Origin of the sequence: Nannocystis pusilla, assembly GCF_026626665.1 — a bacterium.
GTDB lineage: Bacteria > Myxococcota_A > Polyangia > Nannocystales > Nannocystaceae > Nannocystis > Nannocystis pusilla.
In genome coordinates this window covers 5798393-5818022 of sequence record NZ_JAPNKE010000002.1, presented here as the reverse complement: position 1 = coordinate 5818022, position 19630 = coordinate 5798393, and the positions used below count along the sequence as shown (strand labels likewise).

The 19630-nt window shown below is 72.8% G+C and carries 17 protein-coding genes, 2 tRNA genes and 1 pseudogene; 9 read left to right on the top strand and 11 right to left on the bottom strand.

All coding sequences use genetic code 11. The features are described 5' to 3' along the window. Positions 1-339 precede the first annotated feature (339 nt). The 5 genes from OV079_RS25760 to OV079_RS56230 all read right to left on the bottom strand — a co-directional run bounded on the left by OV079_RS25760 (position 340) and on the right by OV079_RS56230 (position 4602). Entirely contained in the window at positions 340-1323 is a 984-nt protein-coding gene (locus OV079_RS25760) for a hypothetical protein (protein ID WP_267771556.1), read from the bottom strand. Further along, the gene (gene tadA / locus OV079_RS25755; protein WP_338088935.1) at positions 1316-1822 is read right to left on the bottom strand and encodes a tRNA adenosine(34) deaminase TadA; all 507 of its coding nucleotides are present in this window, start codon (positions 1820-1822) and stop codon (positions 1316-1318) included. The genes OV079_RS25760 and tadA overlap by 8 nt, the downstream gene beginning before the upstream one ends. A gap of 18 nt (positions 1823-1840) precedes the next feature. Beyond that, positions 1841-3349: a single stranded DNA-binding domain-containing protein gene (locus tag OV079_RS25750; protein WP_267771553.1), complete on the bottom strand. Its 1509-nt coding sequence runs from the start codon at positions 3347-3349 to the stop codon at positions 1841-1843. Positions 3350-3664: 315 nt separating this feature from the next. Continuing rightward, a tRNA-Arg gene (locus OV079_RS25745) sits at positions 3665-3738 on the bottom strand. A 102-nt stretch (positions 3739-3840) separates the two neighbouring features. Continuing rightward, positions 3841-4602 (bottom strand): CPBP family intramembrane glutamic endopeptidase, encoded by a 762-nt coding sequence (locus OV079_RS56230; RefSeq protein WP_267771551.1) that lies wholly within the window; start codon positions 4600-4602, stop codon positions 3841-3843. A 170-nt stretch (positions 4603-4772) separates the two neighbouring features. Here OV079_RS56230 and OV079_RS25735 point away from each other — a divergent pair. After that, positions 4773-4862, top strand: a tRNA-Ser gene (locus OV079_RS25735). 225 nt (positions 4863-5087) lie between these two features. Here the strand turns inward: OV079_RS25735 and OV079_RS25730 are convergent. Both OV079_RS25730 and OV079_RS25725 read right to left on the bottom strand, forming a co-directional pair. After that, on the bottom strand, positions 5088-5570 hold the full coding sequence (locus OV079_RS25730; RefSeq protein WP_267771550.1) for a cupin domain-containing protein: 483 nt from the start codon (positions 5568-5570) through the stop codon (positions 5088-5090). Between the two features lie 128 nt (positions 5571-5698). After that, complete coding sequence (locus OV079_RS25725; protein ID WP_267771548.1) at positions 5699-6523, bottom strand: SDR family oxidoreductase; 825 nt, start codon at positions 6521-6523, stop codon at positions 5699-5701. A gap of 144 nt (positions 6524-6667) precedes the next feature. Here OV079_RS25725 and OV079_RS25720 point away from each other — a divergent pair, with 144 nt between their 5' ends. The 7 genes from OV079_RS25720 (at position 6668) to OV079_RS25690 (ending at position 16710) form a co-directional block, all read left to right on the top strand. Further along, positions 6668-7684, top strand: a complete 1017-nt coding sequence (locus OV079_RS25720; RefSeq protein WP_267771547.1) for a M23 family metallopeptidase — start codon at positions 6668-6670, stop codon at positions 7682-7684. A gap of 182 nt (positions 7685-7866) precedes the next feature. After that, the gene (locus OV079_RS25715) at positions 7867-8763 is read left to right on the top strand and encodes a hypothetical protein (protein WP_267771545.1); all 897 of its coding nucleotides are present in this window, start codon (positions 7867-7869) and stop codon (positions 8761-8763) included. A 160-nt stretch (positions 8764-8923) separates the two neighbouring features. Then, positions 8924-9982: an alginate O-acetyltransferase AlgX-related protein gene (locus OV079_RS25710; RefSeq protein ID WP_267771544.1), complete on the top strand. Its 1059-nt coding sequence runs from the start codon at positions 8924-8926 to the stop codon at positions 9980-9982. A gap of 533 nt (positions 9983-10515) precedes the next feature. After that, complete coding sequence (locus OV079_RS25705) at positions 10516-11541, top strand: hypothetical protein (RefSeq protein ID WP_267771543.1); 1026 nt, start codon at positions 10516-10518, stop codon at positions 11539-11541. A gap of 97 nt (positions 11542-11638) precedes the next feature. Then, the gene (locus tag OV079_RS25700; RefSeq protein WP_267771541.1) at positions 11639-11947 is read left to right on the top strand and encodes a hypothetical protein; all 309 of its coding nucleotides are present in this window, start codon (positions 11639-11641) and stop codon (positions 11945-11947) included. Positions 11948-12176: 229 nt separating this feature from the next. Next, a complete protein-coding gene (locus OV079_RS25695; RefSeq protein ID WP_267771539.1) occupies positions 12177-13937 on the top strand; it encodes a carboxylesterase/lipase family protein in 1761 nt (586 codons plus the stop codon). A 64-nt stretch (positions 13938-14001) separates the two neighbouring features. Next, the gene (locus tag OV079_RS25690; protein WP_267771537.1) at positions 14002-16710 is read left to right on the top strand and encodes a hypothetical protein; all 2709 of its coding nucleotides are present in this window, start codon (positions 14002-14004) and stop codon (positions 16708-16710) included. A 187-nt stretch (positions 16711-16897) separates the two neighbouring features. On the opposite strand, the gene OV079_RS25685 is transcribed toward OV079_RS25690, so the two are convergent. Beyond that, complete coding sequence (locus OV079_RS25685; RefSeq protein WP_267771535.1) at positions 16898-17068, bottom strand: hypothetical protein; 171 nt, start codon at positions 17066-17068, stop codon at positions 16898-16900. 12 nt (positions 17069-17080) lie between these two features. Continuing rightward, positions 17081-17338, bottom strand: coding sequence for a hypothetical protein (locus tag OV079_RS25680; RefSeq protein ID WP_267771534.1), 258 nt, complete (start codon positions 17336-17338; stop codon positions 17081-17083). A 410-nt stretch (positions 17339-17748) separates the two neighbouring features. Here OV079_RS25680 and OV079_RS25675 point away from each other — a divergent pair, with 410 nt between their 5' ends. After that, positions 17749-18558, top strand: coding sequence for a hypothetical protein (locus tag OV079_RS25675; RefSeq protein WP_267771533.1), 810 nt, complete (start codon positions 17749-17751; stop codon positions 18556-18558). A 197-nt stretch (positions 18559-18755) separates the two neighbouring features. Here OV079_RS25675 and OV079_RS58570 read toward each other — a convergent pair whose 3' ends face one another. Continuing rightward, a complete protein-coding gene (locus OV079_RS58570; RefSeq protein ID WP_420829424.1) occupies positions 18756-18965 on the bottom strand; it encodes a VOC family protein in 210 nt (69 codons plus the stop codon). Between the two features lie 131 nt (positions 18966-19096). Beyond that, positions 19097-19330: pseudogene (locus OV079_RS58565) on the bottom strand (VOC family protein); the annotation flags it as partial. Positions 19331-19630: the final 300 nt, after the last annotated feature.

Below are 19630 nucleotides of genomic sequence, written 5' to 3'. Positions count from 1 at the left end.
GGTGCCGGCGCGGAGCGCGGGTGGAGGCCCATTCCCGCGCCGGAGGCAGATGCTGCGGCCGGCGGCGGTCCCCGGGCGCGAAGGGCCGGGAGCATGGCGATGGCGGCGAAGCGGGAGCCGCGAGGCGATCCGGCCGCGCTGCGAGCGGCGGCATGGGGCGGCGAATCAGGGCTCGCGCGCGCAGTTCGGGGGAACGAGGGCCGGGGGCCGTGCATCACGGGAGCGGCGCGGAGTCCGAGGTCGTCGCGGAGGCGTCGCCTTCAAGCGCGCGAGGTTCATCGCGAGGCCGGGGCCATGCCGGCTGCAGGAGCGCGGTTCTCGGTCTCGCGGCGTGGTCGCTCAGAACAGGCCGAGCTGGGTGCCGTCGTCGTGCTGGGCGGCGACCGTGGCGCCGAGGCTCTGCAGCCACGCGAGGGCGGGGGCGGTCCAGGTCGGGTCGCCGCGCAGGAGCACCTTGGGCTGGCCGCCGCTGCGCCACAGCGTGGCGAGGGCGTCGCGGCCGAGGCGGCCCGGGCAGCCGGCGGGGACGACCTCGACCTTGCGGCGGGCCGGCTGTCCCGCGAGCCAGGTGTCGACCGCGGCGCGCACGGCCGGAGGGGCGTCGACGAGGACCAGGGCGATCGGCGGATCTGGCTCTTGGGACCTGTTCTTTGCGACCTGTCCGAAAGTGCGGGGGTCGAAGGCGTCGTGCGGGCTCAGGCGGATGGTGGCCGGCTCCTCGCCGCCGGGGCGGGCCACGCCGTCGAGGTGAGGGGCGAAGCGCGGGTGGGCGGTGAACGGCAGGTCGCCGAGCGCGTGCTCCTGGATCTGGCGGGCGCAGGTGGCGGTGGCGCAGAGGATCTCGACGTGCAGGCCGAGCGCGTGCAAGGTGGCGAGGCCGGCGTGGGCGAGCGGGGCCGGCGGGGCGTCCAGGGCCCAGCTCGGCAGGGCGCGCAGGAGCAGCCACTCGCACGCGGGCAGGCCGGCGCCGGGGCCGAGCGCCCAGGTGTAGAGGCAGGTCGGGCCGCCGCCGCGCGGGCGCAGCAGGAGCGAGCTGCCGCCGTGCGGCAGTCCCGAAGGACATGTCACGAGGGTCAGGCGGCCGACGCCGAACTCGCGGCCGTGGTCGACGAGGACGGCGCGGGCCAGGCTCGAGCGCTGGCTCGGGCTGAGGTTGGCGAGCGCGAGGGCGTAGAGCAGGTCGCGGTGGCCGAGCCAGGCGCCGGGGACGAGCTTCGGGGCGGCGCCGAGGTGCGAGAGGAAGGTGGTGCGGCCGCGCTCGCAGCGGTCGATGCTGAGGCGCCCGTGCGCCAGGAGCTGCTGGACGGCGGCGAGGTCAGACACGCGGCTTCGATCCCCGCCCGGTTTTATCGCGGGCGCGGGCGCGGCGGAAGAAAGCTTGCAAGAGCGCGGCGGACGGCTCGGCGAGGACGCCGGGGACGATCGCCAGGCGGTGGTTGAGCCGCGGGTCGTCGCACAGGTTGTAGAGCGAGCGGACGGCCCCAGCCTTCGGATCGGCGGCGCCGTATACGAGGCGGGCGACGCGGGCGTTGACGATCGCGCCGGCGCACATCGGGCACGGTTCCAGGGTCACGTAGAGCGTGGCGCCGTCGACGCGCCAGCGCCGGCGGGCGGCGCAGGCCTCGCGGAGGGCGACGATCTCGGCGTGGCCGGTCGGGTCGGCGCCCTGCTCGCGGGTGTTGCCGCCGGTGCCGAGGACGACGCCGTCGAGCACGACCAGCGCGCCGACCGGGACATCGCCGGCGGCCGCGGCCGCTTCGGCGATCGCCAGGGCGGCGCGCATGTATCGAAGGTCGAGCGCGTGCTGCGCGCTATCGTCCACGAAGATCTCCCGCGCGGCTCAGGGCACGATGTCGGCGGGCGTGCGCGGCAGCAGCCGGGCCTCGTCGAAGCCGAACGTCAGCGGGCCGGTGATCGCGGTGAACGTGTCGCCGATCATCGGCAGCTTCCAATCGGCCTTGGCGATGAAGATGTCGTCGACGAACAGGCCGGTGGTCAGCTCGAAGTCGCTGAACATCATGTTGGCCGCGGCGACGGTGACGTTCTCGACGGTGACGAGCACGCCCTCGTAGTTCTCCTGCAGCGGGCCGCCGGTGGCGACGTCGGCCGCGGACACGACCTCGGGGGCCGGGACGGCGCCGTTGCCGGTGACGACGACCTTGGCCGCGTCGGCGACCTCGATCTGCGAGTTCTCGTAGTACTCGTCGTACACGCCCTCGACGTCGACCACGTCGCCCGGCTCGACGGTGACGGCCTTGGCGCCGATGTAGACGTAGATGCCCGAGTGCTCGCCGCCCATCGGGTCCTGAATGAAGAAGCCGTCCTTCTTGAAGGTGAGCGGCGAGGTGACGATCGCGCCCTTGACGAGCACCGGCGTCTGCACCGGCAGCGCGCCCTCCTGGATCTCGTAGATCGTGTGCTCCTCGGCCTGCGGCACCATGCCGGAGACGAGGTCGGCGGCGGCGCGCGGGGCGATCTTGTGGTTGTCGTAGCTGAAGCGCAGCGGGCCGGCGATGCTCGTGAACTCCTGGCCGTTCACGACCGTGGGCTCCTCCATCTGCGGGAACAGGAAGAAGTCGTTGATGAGCAGCGCGCCGTCGACCTCGAAGTCGCTCATGTCGACCGCGGGGTTGGTGACCGTGACGCCCTCGACCTGGACCAGCACGCCCTCGTAGGCCTCGGCCTTGGCGCCGCCGGTGGCGACGTCGGCGGCGGCGACCACGGCCGGCGCGGGCGGCTCGCCCTGGCCGACCTCGACGATCGCGTCGACGCTGGTGACCTGCAGCTGGCTCTCGCCGAAGAACTCGGTGTACTCGCCGGTGATGTCGACGATCACGCCCGGCTTGACGCCGAAGTTCATCGCCACCTCTTCGTAGAGGAACACGGCGATGCCCGACATCTCGCCGCCCATCGGGTCCTGGACGAAGATGGTGCCCTTGCCGTCGCCGTCGATGTGGACCGGCGAGGTGATGACGACGCCCTTGACGGTGACGACGGTGTTCTCCGGGACGGCGCCGCCCTGGATGTCGTAGATCGTGACGTTGTCGAGGTCGGGGCCGGTGGTGCCGGTCTCGGTGGTCGGGCCCGCGGTGGTGTCGGTGCCGACGCTGGTGCTGTCGGTGGTCGTCTCGGGCTCGTCGGTGGTGGCCGGGCTCGTGGTCGTCGGCGGCTCGTCGGTGGTCGGCCCGCCGGTGGTCGGCTCGTCGGTCGTGCCCGTGGTGTCGGTGCTCGCCGCGGTGTCGCTGCCGCCCGAGTCGGTGGTCATCGCGTCCGGGGTGAGGTTGCAGGCGACGGCCCCGAGGACGAGGCCGACGGTGACACTGGGGATGAGCGCGCGAGGACGAAGCATAGGTGGTGTGCGCGAAAATCTACCACCGGGGCGGCGACGCGCGCCAGTGGGCAAGTGGCCCCACGCGGCGCGCGAGCCTCCCCGCAGGTGACATCGTCGCGACGCGTGCTGGAGCGAAGCGGGATGACCGTTCAGTCATGTTCTTATGAACATGTCCGAAGAGTCATGTAACGGAGCGACGCGAAGGTCGGCGGTCGCGGACGCGGCGCGCGCCCGGACGATCGACCGGCGAGCGCCTGTCCTGACGGGCAGGTCCCGCCGAGATCTGCGCGCGCAGAAAGCGAGAGAGGCCCCGCTTGGGGGCCTCTCTCGCAGCGCATCCGGAAGGATTCGAACCTCCGACTTTCGGTTCCGTAGACCGACGCTCTATCCAGCTGAGCTACGGATGCAAAGCCCTGCAGGGGTGGTGCAGGGGCGGCGAAACCTATCAAGGTCCGGGGGCGGGAGCAAGACTTTCGGCGCGATAAAAACGAGCGCTAGGTCACAGGTTTTCAGCTCTGGCCGCCGGTCGCTCGCTCGGTCAGGAGGGCGAGGAGGGTGATGGCGTTGTTGCCGAAGTGGACGGCGACGGCGCATGACAGCCGGCCGGTGGCGACGTAGGCCCCGGCGAACACCAGGCCCAGCCAGAAATAGATGACCAGGCCGTGGATGTTGCCGTGGAAGACGGCGAACAGCAGGGCCGAGGTGGCGAGCCCCGGCCACATGCCGGCGCGGTGGGCGACCCGCCGGAACAGCAAGCCGCGGAAGAACAGCTCCTCGCCGAGCGGGGCCAGCACCAGGGCCGAGAACACCAGGCTACTGAGGGCCGGGCCGCCGGCGGCCACCAGGTCGAGCACGAGCGGTTGTTCGGCGACCGGCGCACCCAGCAGCTGCATGAGGAAGCCGAGGGTGTAGCTGCCGACCACGGCGGCGCCGAGGTAGACGAGGGAGATCGTCGCCGCCCGGGGCAGGCGGGGCAGCTGCGCGGCCGGCACGAGGGGCGGCAGCGGCCCGGGCTCGATGACGCGGCCGAGGCGGTCGTAAAGGAGGGCGCCGAAGAGGGTGGCGATCGGGGTCAGCGCCAGCGAGAGGGCGACCTTGGCCTGGTCCGGCGGCAGGACCGGGCGGCCGAACAGCGCCTGGATCGCCGCCCGCAGGCCGTCGGCGACCCCGGGGATCCCCAGGATCACGACCAGACCGGCGGCGAAGCAGCCGACCGCGGTGACGATCTCGCTGGTGACGACGGCGATCCGATCTCTGACGGCGGCGGACACTTGCGCTCAGTGTGGCCGGGGGCGCCAGATCCTACAAGGAGACGCTGTGCTGTCGGTCGGGGTGTGACCTTGGCCCGTGCCTTCACCCTTGCAACCGGCGAGCGATGCGGCTAGGTTCCGAGGCCCCGCGGGACCCCGGGACCGCGGCGTCCGACAACCTGACTGCGCATGGAATGGTGGCCGAGAGGCTGAAGGCGCAGGTTTGCTAAACCTGTGTAGGGGAAACTCTACCGAGGGTTCGAATCCCTCCCATTCCGCCACGTTCGAGGCCGTCCTCCCGCTCCGCGGGTCGGACGGCCTTCGAGCTTTCTGCGGCGCGCGCGGCTCGCGGTCCCACGGCGCCGCGCGCTTCGCGGCGGACGCGGGATGGCTGGAGGGACATGTGCGTCGGGTCATGTCCCCGAGAGCCGGTGCAGGCGGGGCGAGGCGGAGCTCGCGGCGGGCGGCGCGTGCGAGCCGGCCGGGGCCGCCCGCTCGCGCGGCGCTCAGTAGGCCGAGCCGTCCTTGCGGGTGAAGTGCCAGCGGCCGTCCTCGAAGATGCCGACGAGGTCGTCGGTCGGGTAGCTGACGGCGTCGCCGGGGGTGCGGTCGCCGACCTCGAGCAGGGCGACGTCGCTGTCGGTGAGGTTGAGGATGTGGTGGGCCTCGCCGGAGCCGGCCGGGAAGCCGATGCACATGCCGGGCTCGAGCTCGAACTCGCCGGCGTCGGTGACGAGGGTCGGGCGGCCCTCGAGGACGTAGACGAACTCGTCCTGGCGCGTGTGGGCGTGGCGCAGCGCGCTGCACGAGCCCGGCGCCAGGCGGGTGTGGTTGACGCCGAAGTTGACGAGGCCGAACAGGTCGCCGAGCGGGCGCTTGAGCCGGCCCTCGACCCGGCGGGCGAACTCGGGCGGATAGACGCTGGGCCGCACGCGCGGCGGGGCTTCGGCGGCGGCGATCGGGGTCTTGCGCGGGTCGTCGGTGCTCATGACGGGCTCACGGGAGAGGATGGAGCTGGCTCATGGGACAGGTGATCGGGTGAAGAAGATGGCGCTCGGGGCATGTCCCGTGAGACATCTCGATGTCGGCTGTCTCTCGGGACATGCGAAGCGCGGCCTCAGCCGGGCTCGCCGCGCATGCGTCGCTGGCGGGCGCGGCCGATCTTGCGCAGGAGCGGCTCGATCCAGTGGGATGTCCGCGGGAACAGGTCGGCGATCCGCGCGAGCAGGGCGCGCGAGCGCGGCAGGGCGAGGAGGAGCGGGCGGCGCGGCAGGACCTCGTCGACGATGGCGCGCACGACGTCGTCGGGGGTGAGCAGGCGCGAGCCGGAGAAGGTCAGCTCGGCCTCGCCGTAGTGGAGCTGGAGGTCGAGCATGGGGGTCTGCACGGCGTCGGGACAGACGACGGTGAGGGCCACGCCGCGCGGGCGCAGCTCCTGGGCTGCCGCCAGCGAGAAGGCCCGCACCGCGTACTTGGAGGCGCTGTAGAGGGCGATGCCGGGGACCGGGGCGAGGCTGGCGAGCGAGGCGACGTTGATGATGTGGCCGCGGCCGCGCGCGACCATGTGGCGGGCGGCGACGCGGGTGCCGTGGACGACGCCCTTCGTGTTGATGTCGAAGTGACGATCGACCTCGAGCGGATCGGCCTCGAGACAGTAGCCGGGCTTGAGATAGCCGGCGACGTTGAGCAGGACGTCGACGCCGCCCATGACCTGCGTGGCCTCGTCGAACACGGCCTCCCAGGCGACCGGGTCGCGCACGTCGAGGCCGCGACAGTGGGCGCGCTCGCCGGGCCACTCGCGCGCGGCGGCGAAGTCCCGCAGCGGCTCCAGCCGGACATCGGTGGCGAATACGGTGTGGCCGGCCGCGAGGAGGACGTCGGCGGCGTGACGACCGATGCCGCTGGCACATCCGGTGATGAAAAATCGCTGTGGTGCGAGCATCCCGTTCAGCCGCGGAGCCTAACACGGGGCCCGGGGACCCCGCGTCGGTGAGGGCCTCACGCGAGGGTCCGGCCCCGCGGCTGAGAGGTCGATGTGGATGCATCGACGCTTGAAATCGCGCGGGCGATCCGGTAACCCGAGAACATGCGCCTCGAACGCCGCTGGTTGCTCGCATTCACGATCGTCGCGTGCGGCGATTCTCAACCGCTGCTCACCAGCGCCGGCCCGATCTCGACGACGTTCCCCGGCCCGGTCGAGACCACCGCCGAGGCGCTGACGACGAGCAGCGGCGGCGAGGGCCCCGGCCCGATCAGCGACGCGTGGATGACCGGCTCGCCGACCGCGAGCACGAGCGGCGAGGCGACGACCACCACGAGCGACGGCGGGCTCGCGTCGACGACGTCGACGACGACCGGCGATCCGCTGGCGGACTGCCCGCGGCTGCGCGTGATGGTGCCGGCCGGCGAGGTGCTGAACGTGCGGCCGTCGCCGTCGACGGCCGAGGAGCCGGTGGCGACGCTGGCCAACGGTCAATTGGTGGAGACCGTGGCGGCGGTCGCGGGGGAGGCGATCGACGGCAACTCGTTGTGGTATCAGATCGCCGGACCCGACGGCTTCGTGTTCTCGGGCTTCGTGGCCTGCACGACGGACGAGCCGCCGGCCCCGCCGGAGGGCTATTTCTTGCCGCTGACGTGCGGGATGTCGGCCAAGATCACGCAGGGCAACGACGGCGGCGTCAGCCACCAGGGCAAGGACTTCTACGCGTTCGACTTCGGGCTCGGGCTGGGGACGCCGCTGCTGGCGATGGCCGACGGCACGGTCCACCACATCTTCGACGAGACCGGGCCCGGCGACCCCTGCTACGACGGCGGCGGGCCGGAGTGCGGGCCGTACGGCAACCTGGTGGTGATCCTGCACGGCGACAATACGTCGAGCTATTACAAGCACCTCAACGAGGTCCACGTGTCGCTCGGGCAGGTGGTGACGCGCGGGCAGACGATCGGGCTGTCGGGCTCGACCGGCTACTCGACGGGGCCGCACGCGCACGTGATGCGGCAGGAGAATTGCGGGCAGGCGAAGTGTCAGTCGATCGCGCTCAGCTTCGTCGAGTGCGGGGTGCCGACGCAGGGCCAGACGGTCACGTCGATGAATTGCCCGTAGCGGCAATGAGGGCAGCGGGCGCGGCGCCGCGGCGGCTCGCGGGTCGGCGCCATCGGTGCTAAGGTGCGAGGTCCTCGCGGCGTCGAAGGTCCGCGCGGCCTCCGCCCATGCCTCAAGGTCCGCGCGCACCGCAGCCCGCTGCCGATCGTCGCCGGCGTCGGCGACGGATCGCGGCGCTGATCGTGGCGGGGCTGGGGCTGGGGCTGGCGGCCACGGAGTGCGCATTCCGGGCGCGCGACGAGGGGGCATTTCCGCACGTGAATTTGTATGTGGAAGATCCGCGGCTCGGGGTGCGGCTGCAGCCGGGCGCGTCGATGCGGTTCAAGCTGGGCGGCAATCCGCGGACGACGATTCACGTCAACGCCAGCGGCTATCGCGGGGCCGACTGGCCCGAGCCGCCGCAGCGCCGCGAGATCGTGGTGGTCGGCGATTCGCAGGTGTTCGGGCTCGGGGTCGAGGATGGGGAGACGCTGGCGAGCAGGCTGGCTGAAAGGACAGGTCGCCCGGTGATCGGGGCGGGGGTGCCGACCTACGGGCCGCGCGAGTACCTCGAGGTCGCACGCGAGCTGTTGGGACGGCGTCGGCCCGAGACCGTGGTGGTGGTGCTCGACTTCGTCGACGACCCGTTCGAGCTGGCACGGGCCAACGGCGAGCGGCACGCGGTGTGGGACGGCTGGGCGGTGCGGCGCGAGACGATGCCGGACGAGGTGACGCAGTTCCCGGGGCGGGGGTGGCTGATGTCGCGGTCGCACGCGGTGTATGCGTTGCGCCGGTGGCTGTATGGGCGCGCGACGAATCGCGGCGAGGCGGGGGGCTGCTCGATCCGGGGACGCCGTCGGAGGGCGGCTGGGAGGACCTCGTGCCCGCGAGCGTGCGGACGCAGGCGCAGGAGGGGGCGGCGGCGCCGGGCGAGCGTCGCGGGGCTTCGCGCGCGCAAGTCGAGGCGGAGGACGAGCTGCGGGGGCAGCAGGATGGGCAGCGCGCGCTCGCGGAGGTGTCGCGGGCCGGCGATTCGGAGCAGTTCTGGCGCGATGAAGCAGGTCGGCCGGGTGACATCGTCGACGGTCGGAAGGCAGTGAGCGGGCGATCGATGGCGCGGACTGCAGAGCTCTTCCGTCACGCGGTGGCTGTTCGCGAGGCTTTTAAAGGCAGCAGCGGAAGCTCGTCAGGGCGCAGGCGGCCCGGCTGCGCGAGCTGCAGGCGGCCGCGGCGACGCTGACCGAGTCGCGCGAGGCGGTGATGGTGGAGCTGGCCCGCAGCGCGCCCAGGCTGCGGCCGGAGTCGGTGTTCGCGGCGTATCTGGCGGAGTTCCAGGCGCTGTGCGCGAGCCACGGGGCTGAGCTGGTGGTGGTGGCGCTGCCGCTCGACGTGCAGGTCGACGGGGGAGAGTGGGCGAAGTACGGGGTCGCGCAAGGGCCCGACATGCGGTCGTCGCAGAGCTTGCTGACCGATCTGGTGGCCGAGGCGGAGGCGCTGCGGATCCGCAGCGTCGACGCGACCGCGGCGCTGCGCGCAGCTCAGCCGGGGGCGTTCCTCGACGGGGATTTTCACATGAGCGCGCGCGGCCACGAGGCAGTCGCGGAGGTGCTGGCCGAGCGGCTGGGGCGACCGCTGCCGCCGCGGGCGCCGGAGCCGGGGATGCCCCAAGGGACAGGTTACGCGCCGACGCAGCGGGCGTGGGAGGCGGCGGAGGCGGTGCCGTTCGCAGGGTGGGCGACCGGCACGGCGCAGCACCTCGGCGGCTGGCTCAAGCTGCGGCTGTCGGCGCCCGACGATGTCGAGCCGGTCCGCGAGATCGAGGTGATCGAAGGGGGCTCGCCGGCGGCGATGCGCATGACGACGGCGACGGGGATGACGCTGGTGACGCCGCTGGTTGTCGGGGCGCCGTTGATGGCGCATCTGTATCGGCTCGACGGCGGCGGTGAGTTGCAGATCCGCTGGCAAGGCGAGCGCCTGCAGGTCGAGGTGAGGGCGCGTCCGGAGGCGCCGGAGCGGCGGCTGACGTTCACGCGGCCGCCCGACGCGCTGTGTCGCTGCGATGTCTGCGACGAGATGTGGGGCGACGCCGCGCTGTTCCCGGCGTGCGAGGCGGCACACTCCGGGGCGGGAGAGGAGGCCTGCGAGGCGCTGCTGGGGTGCGTGCGCCATGACCCGCTGTTCGCGCCGGGCTGTCCGGAAGGACAGGTGCATGCGTTCGCGAGCAACGCCTGCTTCACGTCGTGCGACGAGGAGAACCCGTGCGAAAAAGGCCGCTGCACGGCGTGGCACGGGGCTGCGGTGTGCGTGAGCGAGGGGTGAGGCGAGAGTATCGCGGGCGCAGCAGATTCGCGCGAGCCGCTCGGAGCTCGTTCGGGGCGCGCATGCGACGAGCAAGGGGCGATGCGAGGTTGTCGAGGAGAGGCCGACGGCACCGGATGGAGCGGTTCGCGCGTGCAGGGTGGGACCTCGGTCGGGGTGCCTGGTCTGGGCGTCGGTGAGCGTGCCCCCTCGGCGGGCCGTCGCGCCTCGATCGTTCGACCGTTCGATGCTTCAGAACATGTCTGAATGAACATGTCAAAAAGGACATGTTTGAGAGAGAAGGTTTTTTAAGCATGTCCTCGGGGACATGTTCGTAGAGCTACCCGCTCCGAATCGGGTCGGTCCCTTGCGGGCGCGAGGGGCGGCGGGTCCGCGAGAGGCTGCTTTGCCGGCGGCTCGTGGGGGCGGAATTCGGCCGTGCACGGAGCCGGGGAGGCTTTCTGATAGCCGGTGGGATTTTACCCTACACGGGGCTCGGCGAGCGGTTCACGCGCGGAGCGGCGACGTGGTAGCCTGGGGCAGGATTGCCCGGCGTGCGCACACAGGGATCCGGGCGGCACTCGCTCGCGGCGCTGGTCTTCGTGCTGGGGATGTCCGCGGCGGCCGAGGCGGCCGAGTTGCCGCCGTGGGAGCCGCCGACGACCGAGGCCGAGGGGCAGGCCGACGCGGACGCTGGCCCGGTGGAGTCGGGCGCGACGGCACCGCAGGGCGAGGCGAAGCCGGCGGCGTCGCAGGGCGAGGCGAAGCCTGTCGAGACGCGGCCCCGGGTCGCGCCGGCCGCTGGGCGCGCGAATGATGGGACCGCGAATGTGCAGAGTCTGGCGGCGGACGAGGTGCCCCCGCCGCCGATCGATCCGAACGACGCCCCATTCATGCGGCCGCCGAACAATCAGATCGGCACCGCGCCGCCGCGCACCCGGCCCGACATTCGTCAGGGGTGGTCGGCGCGGCGGCGGTTCGCGCTGACGGTCGCGCCGACCTACGCGATGTTGCGGCTGCCGTTCCAGGGCCGCACGACGGGCAACAACCAGGCGCCGCGGCTGCACGGGGCGGGCGTGGGCGCGGAGTTCGACGTGCAGGCGTGGCGCTGGATCTGGGTGCGCGCGATGGGGGTCTATTCGGGGCACCCGGTCGGCGAGGAGCGGGCGCAGATGGACATGGAGGTCGTGCGCACGGCGCCGCCGGGCACGATTCACGTGATGAGCTACGGCGTCGGTCCGGTGTTCGCGCTCGACCTGGGGCGCTTCCTGCCGCTGATCGAGGTCGGGGTGGCGGGCCTGCGGGTGGTGACGCCCACGGGCGGGGTGACGGGGCAGCGCGGCGAAGCGTGTATGGCCAACGGTGCGTGTGACGTCGGGCTGAAGTGCAACAGCGCGCGGATCTGCGAGGTCACGACGATCGGCGAGATGTACCTCGGCCTGGCGGTCGATCTGCTGGTGCGGCGGCACCTGAGCTTCGGGGCCCAGTTCCGCTACAACGTCCGCTTCGCCGAGTTGAAGTCGCTGAACCTCACGCCGGGCTATCTGCTCGGGACGCTGCGCCTGACGGTGCGCTTCTGAGTCCGGTGGCAAGGGGCCGCAGCGCTGCGGCCGCGTCGGGGTCGAACGCGGTTCGGGGGGCTGTCGCGGGCGCGAGCGATGTGCGACCATGCCCGCCATGCGCCAGTTCATTTGGTACCTCATCTTCGCGATCTCGCTGTTCATCGGCTACCAGGGGTACGTGAATGCGCAGAACTTCCGCGAGACGCAGGGCGAGGCGCGCAACGCGGTGTGCAAGGCGCTCAACCAGACGCCGGAGGCGTGCAAGCTGGCGGGCAACGCCGAGCCGAACGGGCACTCGACCGGCGTCACCGGGCGGACCTACCAGTTCCAGACCAAGGGCGGGTCGTATCTGGCGGAGTGCAAGCGCGAGTACACGTTCTTCGGCGCGTGGTCGTGCACCGCGCGCTCGGGTTCGTTGTTGTGACAGCGGGTGCGGCCGGCTCGAGAGTCGAACCGCACAGCGCTGGAGCAGGGTGCGCCGCCTGCGTCCGCCCGCCTCGCTGAACACGCTGGAGCGGCCGTGCGACCGAGCGAGGTCGCCGCGCGAGGAGAGGTCCGCGCGCGGGCGGGTTCGGGCGCTCGACGAGATCCTCCGGCGCGGCGCGAGGCCGTCGCGCTTGTGCGGCGAGAGGCGGCCGGCCATCCTGCGGGCGATGGCGACGCGCGAAGGTTGGGCGGTGTGGATGGCGACCGCGGTGCTCGGCTGCAGCACCGCGGCGTCGAGCAGCGGGACGGATGATTCGACGGCGCTCGAGCCGATGACGACGACGAGCGCGACCGGCGATGCCTCGGGCCCGGTGACGACCGCCGAGCCGACCACGCATGGATCGACGACGGGGCTGACGGGCCCGGACTCCACCGGTGACGCGCCGACGAGCGTCGGGCCGAGCGGCTGCGGGGCCGACGTCGCGCCGGGGCCGACGATCGTGCAGACGACCGGCGGGGCGCTCGAGGGCCAGCAGCTCGCCGACGTCGTCGCGTTCCGCGGGATCCGCTACGCCGAGCCGCCGCTCGGGGACCTGCGCCTGCGCCCGCCCGAGCCGCGCCTGTGCGCGCCTGGACTGACGCCGGCGAACGAGCTCGGACCGCGCTGCCCGCAGGTCGAGAAGAACGCGCAGGGCGACGTGGTGGCGATGCTCGGCGACGAGGACTGCCTGACGCTCAACGTGTGGACGCCGGCGACCGGCGGCGGGGAGCGACCTGTCCTCGTGTTCATCCACGGCGGGGGCAACGCGACCGGCGGCAGCGACGACCCGCTGTACGACGGGGCGGCGCTGGCGGCCGCGCAGGACGTGGTGGTGGTGACGCTCAACTACCGGCTCGGCGCGCTCGGCTTTCTGACCGCGGACGCGCTGGCGGCCGAGTCGTCGGAGCAGGTGTCGGGCAACTACGGGCTGCTCGACCAGGTGCTGGCGCTGCGGTGGGTGCAGGACAACATCGCCGGCTTCGGCGGCGATCCGCAGCGCGTCCTGCTGTTCGGCGAGTCGGCGGGGGCGGTGAACACGTGCAGCCTGATCGGCTCGCCGCGCGCGGCGGGGCTGTTCCAGCGGGCGATCGTGCAGAGCGGGTCGTGCAACGAGCGGACGCTGGCGAAGTACGAGGCCGACATCGTCGCGCCGTGGCTGCAGGCGTCGGGCTGCGCCGCGGCGCCCGATCCGGCGGCGTGCCTGCGCGGCCTGGCGGTCGCCGACATCCTGACGCTGCAGCCCGACGGCTACCCCGACGTGGCGGCGCTCGGGCAGGGCTGGGGGCCGCACGTCGACGGGGCGGTGATCCCGAAGCCTGCCCTCGAGGCCATGTCCGAAGGGACACATAACGAGATGCCGCTGATGTTCGGGGCCAACGCCGACGAGACGGCCAAGGGGGTGCCGCCGCTGACTGTGGCGCAGTACGAGGCGCTGGTGCAGGCGACCTTCGGGCCGCTGGCGGCGATGGTGCTGGCGCAGTACCCGGCGGCCGACTACGAAGGCGACGGGCAGGCGGCCTACGTGGCGCTCACCTCCGATTTGAAGTTCATCTGCGGGGCGCGCCGGGCCGCGCGGGCGGCCGACGCCGGGCAGGACGCGCCGGTGTTCCGCTACCACTTCGCCTACGACGGCTACGACGCCCAGCCGAATGCCACGAAGGCGGCGTTCCACGGGCTCGAGCTGATCTACGTGTTCGCCGCCTGGGGGGCGGTGCTGCCCGAGCCGCTGCAGTACGAGCCGAACGCGGACGACCTGGCGATCTCGCAGCGGCTGCAGGGGGCGTGGGCCCGCTTCGCGGCGACGGGCGACCCGGCCGGCGCGGACCTGACCTGGCCGGCGTACGTGGCCGCGGACGACAACGGCGCGCTGCTCGACGAGCCGCCGGATCTATTCAACGGCGTACGCACGCAGCAGTGTGATTTTTGGGACATGTACGCGCAGGGTTGAAGCCCGCGACGTCCGATGTTCGGCCGGTTGTCGGGCCCCGGCCCCGGGGTAGCGTCGCCGCGTCGTGTTGCTCGCGCTCGTGCTCGCACTGGTGGCCCCGCCCTCGGGGTCGGCGGAGATCGCCGGCGAGCGCTACCGTGAATGGACGAAGCCGCCGGTCGAGGCCGCCGCGCCGGCGCCGTGGGTCGCACGGCGCGAGCTGTCCTTTCAGCCAGTCGAGGGCGGGCTGCAGCTGCGCGGGCGCTGGACGATCAAGTCCTTCGGGACAGGTTGGTTCAGCGGCGAGCTGTTCGCCGACGCGCCGGCGCTGCGGGTGGTGTCGGCGCGCTGGGGCGCGGCCCCGGCGACGCTGAAGGTCGACGCCGCGGGCGCGATGACGGTGACGGGCAAGGTGGCGGGCAGCGTGGAGCTGACGGTCGAGGCGTTCGTGCCCGGCGACCCGACGCGCGAGGCGGTGGCGCTGAAGCTGCTGCCGGCGGTGCGCGGGACGATCGAGGCCGCCGCGCCGTCGGGGCTGGCGCCGGCGCTGCGGGTCGACGGCGAGGCGGCGCTGGCGGTGCGCGAGAAGCAGTGGAGCGGGGCGCGAGAGGTGGCGCTGTCGTTCGTGACCCCGCCGGCGCCGGCCGCCGATCGCCCGCCGGTGGTGGTTGCAAAGGTCGGGATCGGCGTGACCGTCGGCGACGCCGAGCTGCGCGGCCGGGCCCGCGCGGTGTGGGAGGTGCGGCAGGGCGAGGTGTCGACGCTCGCGCTCGAGACCGCGGGGCTCGGCGCGGACCTCGACGTCGTCGGCGCCAACGTCCGCGGGTTTACGCGCGAGGGCGACCGCGTGCGCGTCAAGCTGCAGGCGCCGGTGCGCGACCGCGTCGAGCTCGAGCTGCGCTGGTCGCAGGCGATCGGCAAGGCGGCCGAGTCGCGGGTGAGCCTGCCGAAGGTCGCGCCGGTCGACGTGTTCCACAGCGAGGTCGCGCTGCAGCTGGCGCGCGACGGCGAGGTCGAGGCGGTGCCCGAGGCGCCGGGCTGGAGCTACGTGGCCTCGGCGGCGCTGCCGGGGTGGGCGCAGGGCCTGGTCGAAGGGACAGCCACGACCGCGCTGGTGCAGCAGGGCGAGGCCGGGGCGGGCAGCCTGAGCCTGCTGCGCTTCGTGCCGCTCGAGGGGCCGCCGGTGGTGGTCGACGTCGCGGCGTACACGATCGCCACCAGCCGCGAGGGCCGGGCGCTGGTGCGGGCGCACTACGAGGTCCGCAACGAGCGGGCGGCGCACCTGCGGCTGACGCCGCCGGCCGGCTTCAAGGTGATCGGGGTGCGCGTGGGCGGTCAGACCGCGGCGCCGGCCCGGGCCAAGGACGGCAGCTGGATCGTGCCGCTGTTGCGCTCGGTCGAGACGGTGACGGGGCTGCTGTCGTTCCCGGTCGAGGTGATCCTGCTCGGCGAGGCGAGCGAGTGGCGGCGCCGCGAGACCCGCGAGCTGCGGCTGCCGACGCTCGACGCCCCGATCGCGGTGTCGCGGCTGACGCTGCACCTGCCGCCCGGCTATCGCTCGCGCAAGCGCGCCGGCGACGGCGACGTGGTGGCGGCGTTCACCCGCGGCGAGGGCATCACGTACGGGCTCGGGGTCGGCGAGGTCGGGGCGGCGCAGGCCGACATGGTGTTCCAGGACGCGGTCCAGGCGTGGATGCGCAACGACTTCCGCGCGGCCCAGGACAAGCTCGACGCGCTGCGCGGGATGGGGGCCAAGAACGAGAACATCGCCCGCCTGCAGAGCAACCTCGACGTGGTGGCGGGGAAGGCGGCTGTCTCTCAGGACATGTCCCTTCAGCGTCGCGTGCGGGAGCAGGCCAAGGCGCGCGCGTACGCGGACGTGCAGGCGCAGGCCGAGCTGAAGAAGAAGGCCGAGGACGAGCGGGCGCGCGGCGACTACGCGGCCTCGGCCTCGAGCTACCAGCAGGCGATCGCCGTCGGCGACAAGCTGGCGCAGCTCGAGCAGACCGAGGTGGTCGATCAGAAGATGACCAACGCGGCGCTGGTCGAGGAGTACCGCCAGGTCCAGACCAAGTCGACGGAGGTCCGGCGCAAGCGGCCGAAGAAGAAGATCGGCGGCGCGGTGAAGTCGAGCGGGGTCTCGGTCTACGACTTCGACGACGACGCGCTGGAGGGGTCGATGATGACGCCGACCGGCAGCGCGGGGCTGCCGGAGCAGACGGTGCAGAAAGTACCCGCCGCCGACGAGGTCGCGAAGCCGACCGACGTGGCGAAGGTCGACAAGGAGATCGCGGTCGACGGCGTTTCGGCGGCGGACAGCGGGGTCGCGGACGCGCCGGCGCTCGGCGGCGAGGCGGTGGCGAAGGCGCCGGAGGCGACCACGCCCGGGCCCGTCGACGCGCAGAACTCGCGCGACTTCACCGCCGTGGTCGACGTCGTGGCGGGGACGGCCGGCCCGCCGCCGCCGCCGGAGGAGCCGCGAGTGCTGCAGGCCGCGGCGGCCGTCGAGGTCGTGGCCGTGCAGCGGCGGCTCGGCGGTCGGCTCGCGGCGCGCCGCGCGGGCCGGGCGCCGGGCGCCAAGTACAAGGCCGAGCGCTCGCGCGGCGAGCCAGATGCCCGAAAGGACAGCTCCGACGCGACCGGCATGCCGACCCCCGAGGTCCACGCCTCGGCGCTGTCGGTGGTCGTGCCCGCGGTCGGCGAGGCCGTCCGTTATCAAAGACTCCTGCTCCCCGCCGGGGCCGCGTACGCGGTCGAGATCTCGGCGAAGGAGCCGCTCATCGCCAAGGAATGAAACCAGTCATGCGCAGCGCAGCGATCGCCCTCGTCACCCTGTTGTCCCTGTCGCCCGTCACCGCCGCGGCCGCGCCCGACGACCCCGAGCGGGTGGTGATGAAGCTCGACGAGTTCCTCAAGCTGTACGAGAAGACGCGGGCCGAGGAGACGACGGCGCCGCTCGACTACGCGCTGTCGTCGGCCCGCTACGAGGGCGAGGTCCAGCTCAAGGACGGCGAGCCGTACGCGGCTGTCTTCAAGGCCAGGTTCAGGGTCGAGGTGCTGCGGGCCAAGGGCTTCGCCAAGGTGCCGTTCTTGCCGGCGACGGTGGCGCTCGAGTCGGCGAAGATCGGCAACACCGAGGCGGCGGTGGTCATCGAGGACGGGCACTACGTGCTGGTGACGCAGCAGCGCGGGGCGCTGACGCTCGACGTGACGTTCGCGGCGGCGGTGACGACGGCCGAGGGCTCGTCGGGGGTGTCGTTCCAGCTGTCGCCGGCGGGGGCGACGTCGGCGGTGCTGTCGGTGCCGGCCCGCGAGGACCTCGACTTCACGGTCGCGGGGGCCAAGCTGCAGTCGGACAAGGTGGTCGGCGAGAAGCGGGTGGTGGAGGCGGTGCTGCCGTCGACGGGGGCGCTCGAGGTCAAGTGGCAGCGCGAGCTGCCGAAGGCGGCGCAGCAGGCCAGCCGGGTGCTGAGCGAGGTCTACACGCTGGTCAGCCTCGGCGAGGGGCTGATGCGGGCGACCACGACCGCGCAGTACACGATCCTGTTCACCGGGGTCGACAAGCTGGCGCTGAAGGTGCCCAAGGACATGACGGTGCTCGATGTCGTGGGCGCCGGCGTGCGCGAGTGGAAGGTCGACGGCGAGGGCAACCTCGGCGTGCAGCTCAACTACGCGGCCAAGGGCGCCTACTCGCTGCGCATCGAGATGGAGAAGGTGGTGCGCGGCGACATCAAGGACGTGGCCGCGCCGGTGCCGGTGCCGGTCGGGGTCGAGCGCGCGCGGGTTCGTCGGGGTCGAGTCGCGCGGCAACCTCGAGGTCGACGCCGGCGACGTGAAGGGCGCGACGCCGGTCGACGTGCGCGCGCTGCCGGCGGCGATCCTCGGCATCACCGGGCAGCCGGTGCTGCTCGGCTACAAGTACCTCGGGACCGACGTGAGCATCCCGCTGAGCGCGTGGCAGCACGTCGACGCCGACGTGCTGGTGACGCTGCTCGACGAGACGCGGGCGCGCACGATGTGGACCCGCGAGGGCCGGCGCCTCACGTCGGTGAAGTACCGGATCCGCAACAACCGGCGCCAGTTCCTGCGCCTGGCCCTGCCGAAGGGCGGCGAGCTGTGGAGCGCGTCGGTCGGCGGGCGCGCGGTCCAGCCGGCGCTGGCGGCCGACAAGCGGGTGATGATCCCGCTGGTCCGCTCGCAGGCGGCGGGCGGGAAGCTGGCGGCGTTCGAGGTGGAGATCGTGTACGTCGAGAACGGGGCGCCGCCGTCCGACAACGGCCGCGGGCAGTTCGCCGCGACGCTGCCCCGCGCCGACGCGCCGTGCACGTACGTGGCGTGGACGGTGTACGCGCCCGACGACGCGAAGGTGAAGCGCTGGTCGATCGACGGCAACCTCCGCAAGGTCCGCTACCTGTCGAACCCGATCCCGGCGGAGGACATGAACTACGTGCAGACGGCGACGCCGCAGATGGCCGAGGCGGCGCAGAACCAGGCGGCCCCCGGCGGGTCGCTCGGCGACGGGGCGATGCCGGTGCCGGTCAGCCTGCCGCTCCAGGGCCGCGAGGTCCATTTTGAAAAGTTGCTGGCGCTCGACGAGGAGCTGACGATCGGCTTTAAATATCGCGGGCTCAAGAAGCGGTGAGATGGTTGCTCGAGGTGGAGACATGTCTCTCGGGACATGTCTTCTTCGGAGCACATGTCCTTCGGGGACATTCAGAAGAACGAGGCCTGCGAGCGCGGCTCGAGCGGGATGTCTCCGAGGGCATGTCTTTCGGGACATTCGCCAGACCTCGCCGGCGTTCGGCGTGATGCCGGCGTCTTGCGCGGAGAGCCGCCGGGTCACGGGGTCCAGGCGAGGCCGGACAGGTCGGGCGGGCGCACCGGGATCGGCCGCGAGTAGCCGGTGCAGGTCAGCTCGAGCAGGTTGCCGGCCGGATCGTTGAAGTAGAGCGAGGCCTGGCCGGGGAAGCCGAGCTGCAGCGGGCCATCGGTCGGCACGCCGTGGGCGTGGAGGCGGGCCTGGAAGCGCGGCAGGTCGCGCGGGGCCACGCGGAAGGCGTGGTGCGGGTGGCCGCGCAGCGGGCGCGCTGGCCGTCGCGCTGGAGGAACAGGTCGACGCGGGTGGCGCCGCCGAGGTAGAGCGAGACGTGGAAGGTGCCGTCGCCGTCGTCGGGCGCGGGCGGGCGGCCGAACCGGGCCAGGGCGGCGGCGTCGACCTCCATGAGGAAGACGCCGCCGAGCACGTCGCAGTAGAAGCGGCGGGCTGCCGCGAGGTCGGTCACCGGGATCGTGACGTGATCGAGCAGGCGCAGGCGCGGTCGCCCGAGGCTGGCGAGCACCCGGCGGGCGCGCACGGCGGCGGTCCAGGCGGTGAAGGCGGCGGCGATCGTCCGGTTGCGCAAGGCTGTCAGCATGGGGTCCTCCTGGGATTTCAATCGGATGATTGAATCAGATGATTGGACGTCTACGCCGGTCCGGCAGGGCGGTCAAGTCGCTTGACCGCGAGCGCGCCCGCGCCTACCGTCGAGCGGCGAGATGGCGCGGGCGAGGCAGGGCGAAGCGGCCGGGAAGCGGGGCGTCACGGCGAGTGGGCCGAGGCCGCGGCGAGCCGGCGAAGCAGCCGCGGCGGGCGAGGTGCGGGCGAAGGCGGGCGGGCCGAAGAGACGGCTCGCGGCCGGGGCCGGCGAGGCGCAGCGGGCGAAGGCGGGCGGGCC

What these genes read in the sequence shown, in the direction of transcription:
- OV079_RS25730 (WP_267771550.1), bottom strand. Translation starts at nt 5,570, where the DNA reads ATGAGCACCGACGACCCGCGCAAGACCCCGATCGCCGCCGCCGAAGCC.
- OV079_RS25685 (WP_267771535.1), bottom strand. Translation starts at nt 17,068, where the DNA reads ATGACCACCGCCGCCTCGGTGTTGCCGATCTTCGCCGACTCGAGCGCC.
- OV079_RS25710 (WP_267771544.1), top strand. Translation starts at nt 8,924, where the DNA reads ATGGTGGAGCTGGCCCGCAGCGCGCCCAGGCTGCGGCCGGAGTCGGTG.
- OV079_RS25725 (WP_267771548.1), bottom strand. Translation starts at nt 6,523, where the DNA reads ATGCTCGCACCACAGCGATTTTTCATCACCGGATGTGCCAGCGGCATC.
- OV079_RS25700 (WP_267771541.1), top strand. Translation starts at nt 11,639, where the DNA reads ATGCGCCAGTTCATTTGGTACCTCATCTTCGCGATCTCGCTGTTCATC.
- OV079_RS25720 (WP_267771547.1), top strand. Translation starts at nt 6,668, where the DNA reads ATGCGCCTCGAACGCCGCTGGTTGCTCGCATTCACGATCGTCGCGTGC.
- OV079_RS25695 (WP_267771539.1), top strand. Translation starts at nt 12,177, where the DNA reads ATGGCGACGCGCGAAGGTTGGGCGGTGTGGATGGCGACCGCGGTGCTC.
- OV079_RS25750 (WP_267771553.1), bottom strand. Translation starts at nt 3,349, where the DNA reads ATGCTTCGTCCTCGCGCGCTCATCCCCAGTGTCACCGTCGGCCTCGTC.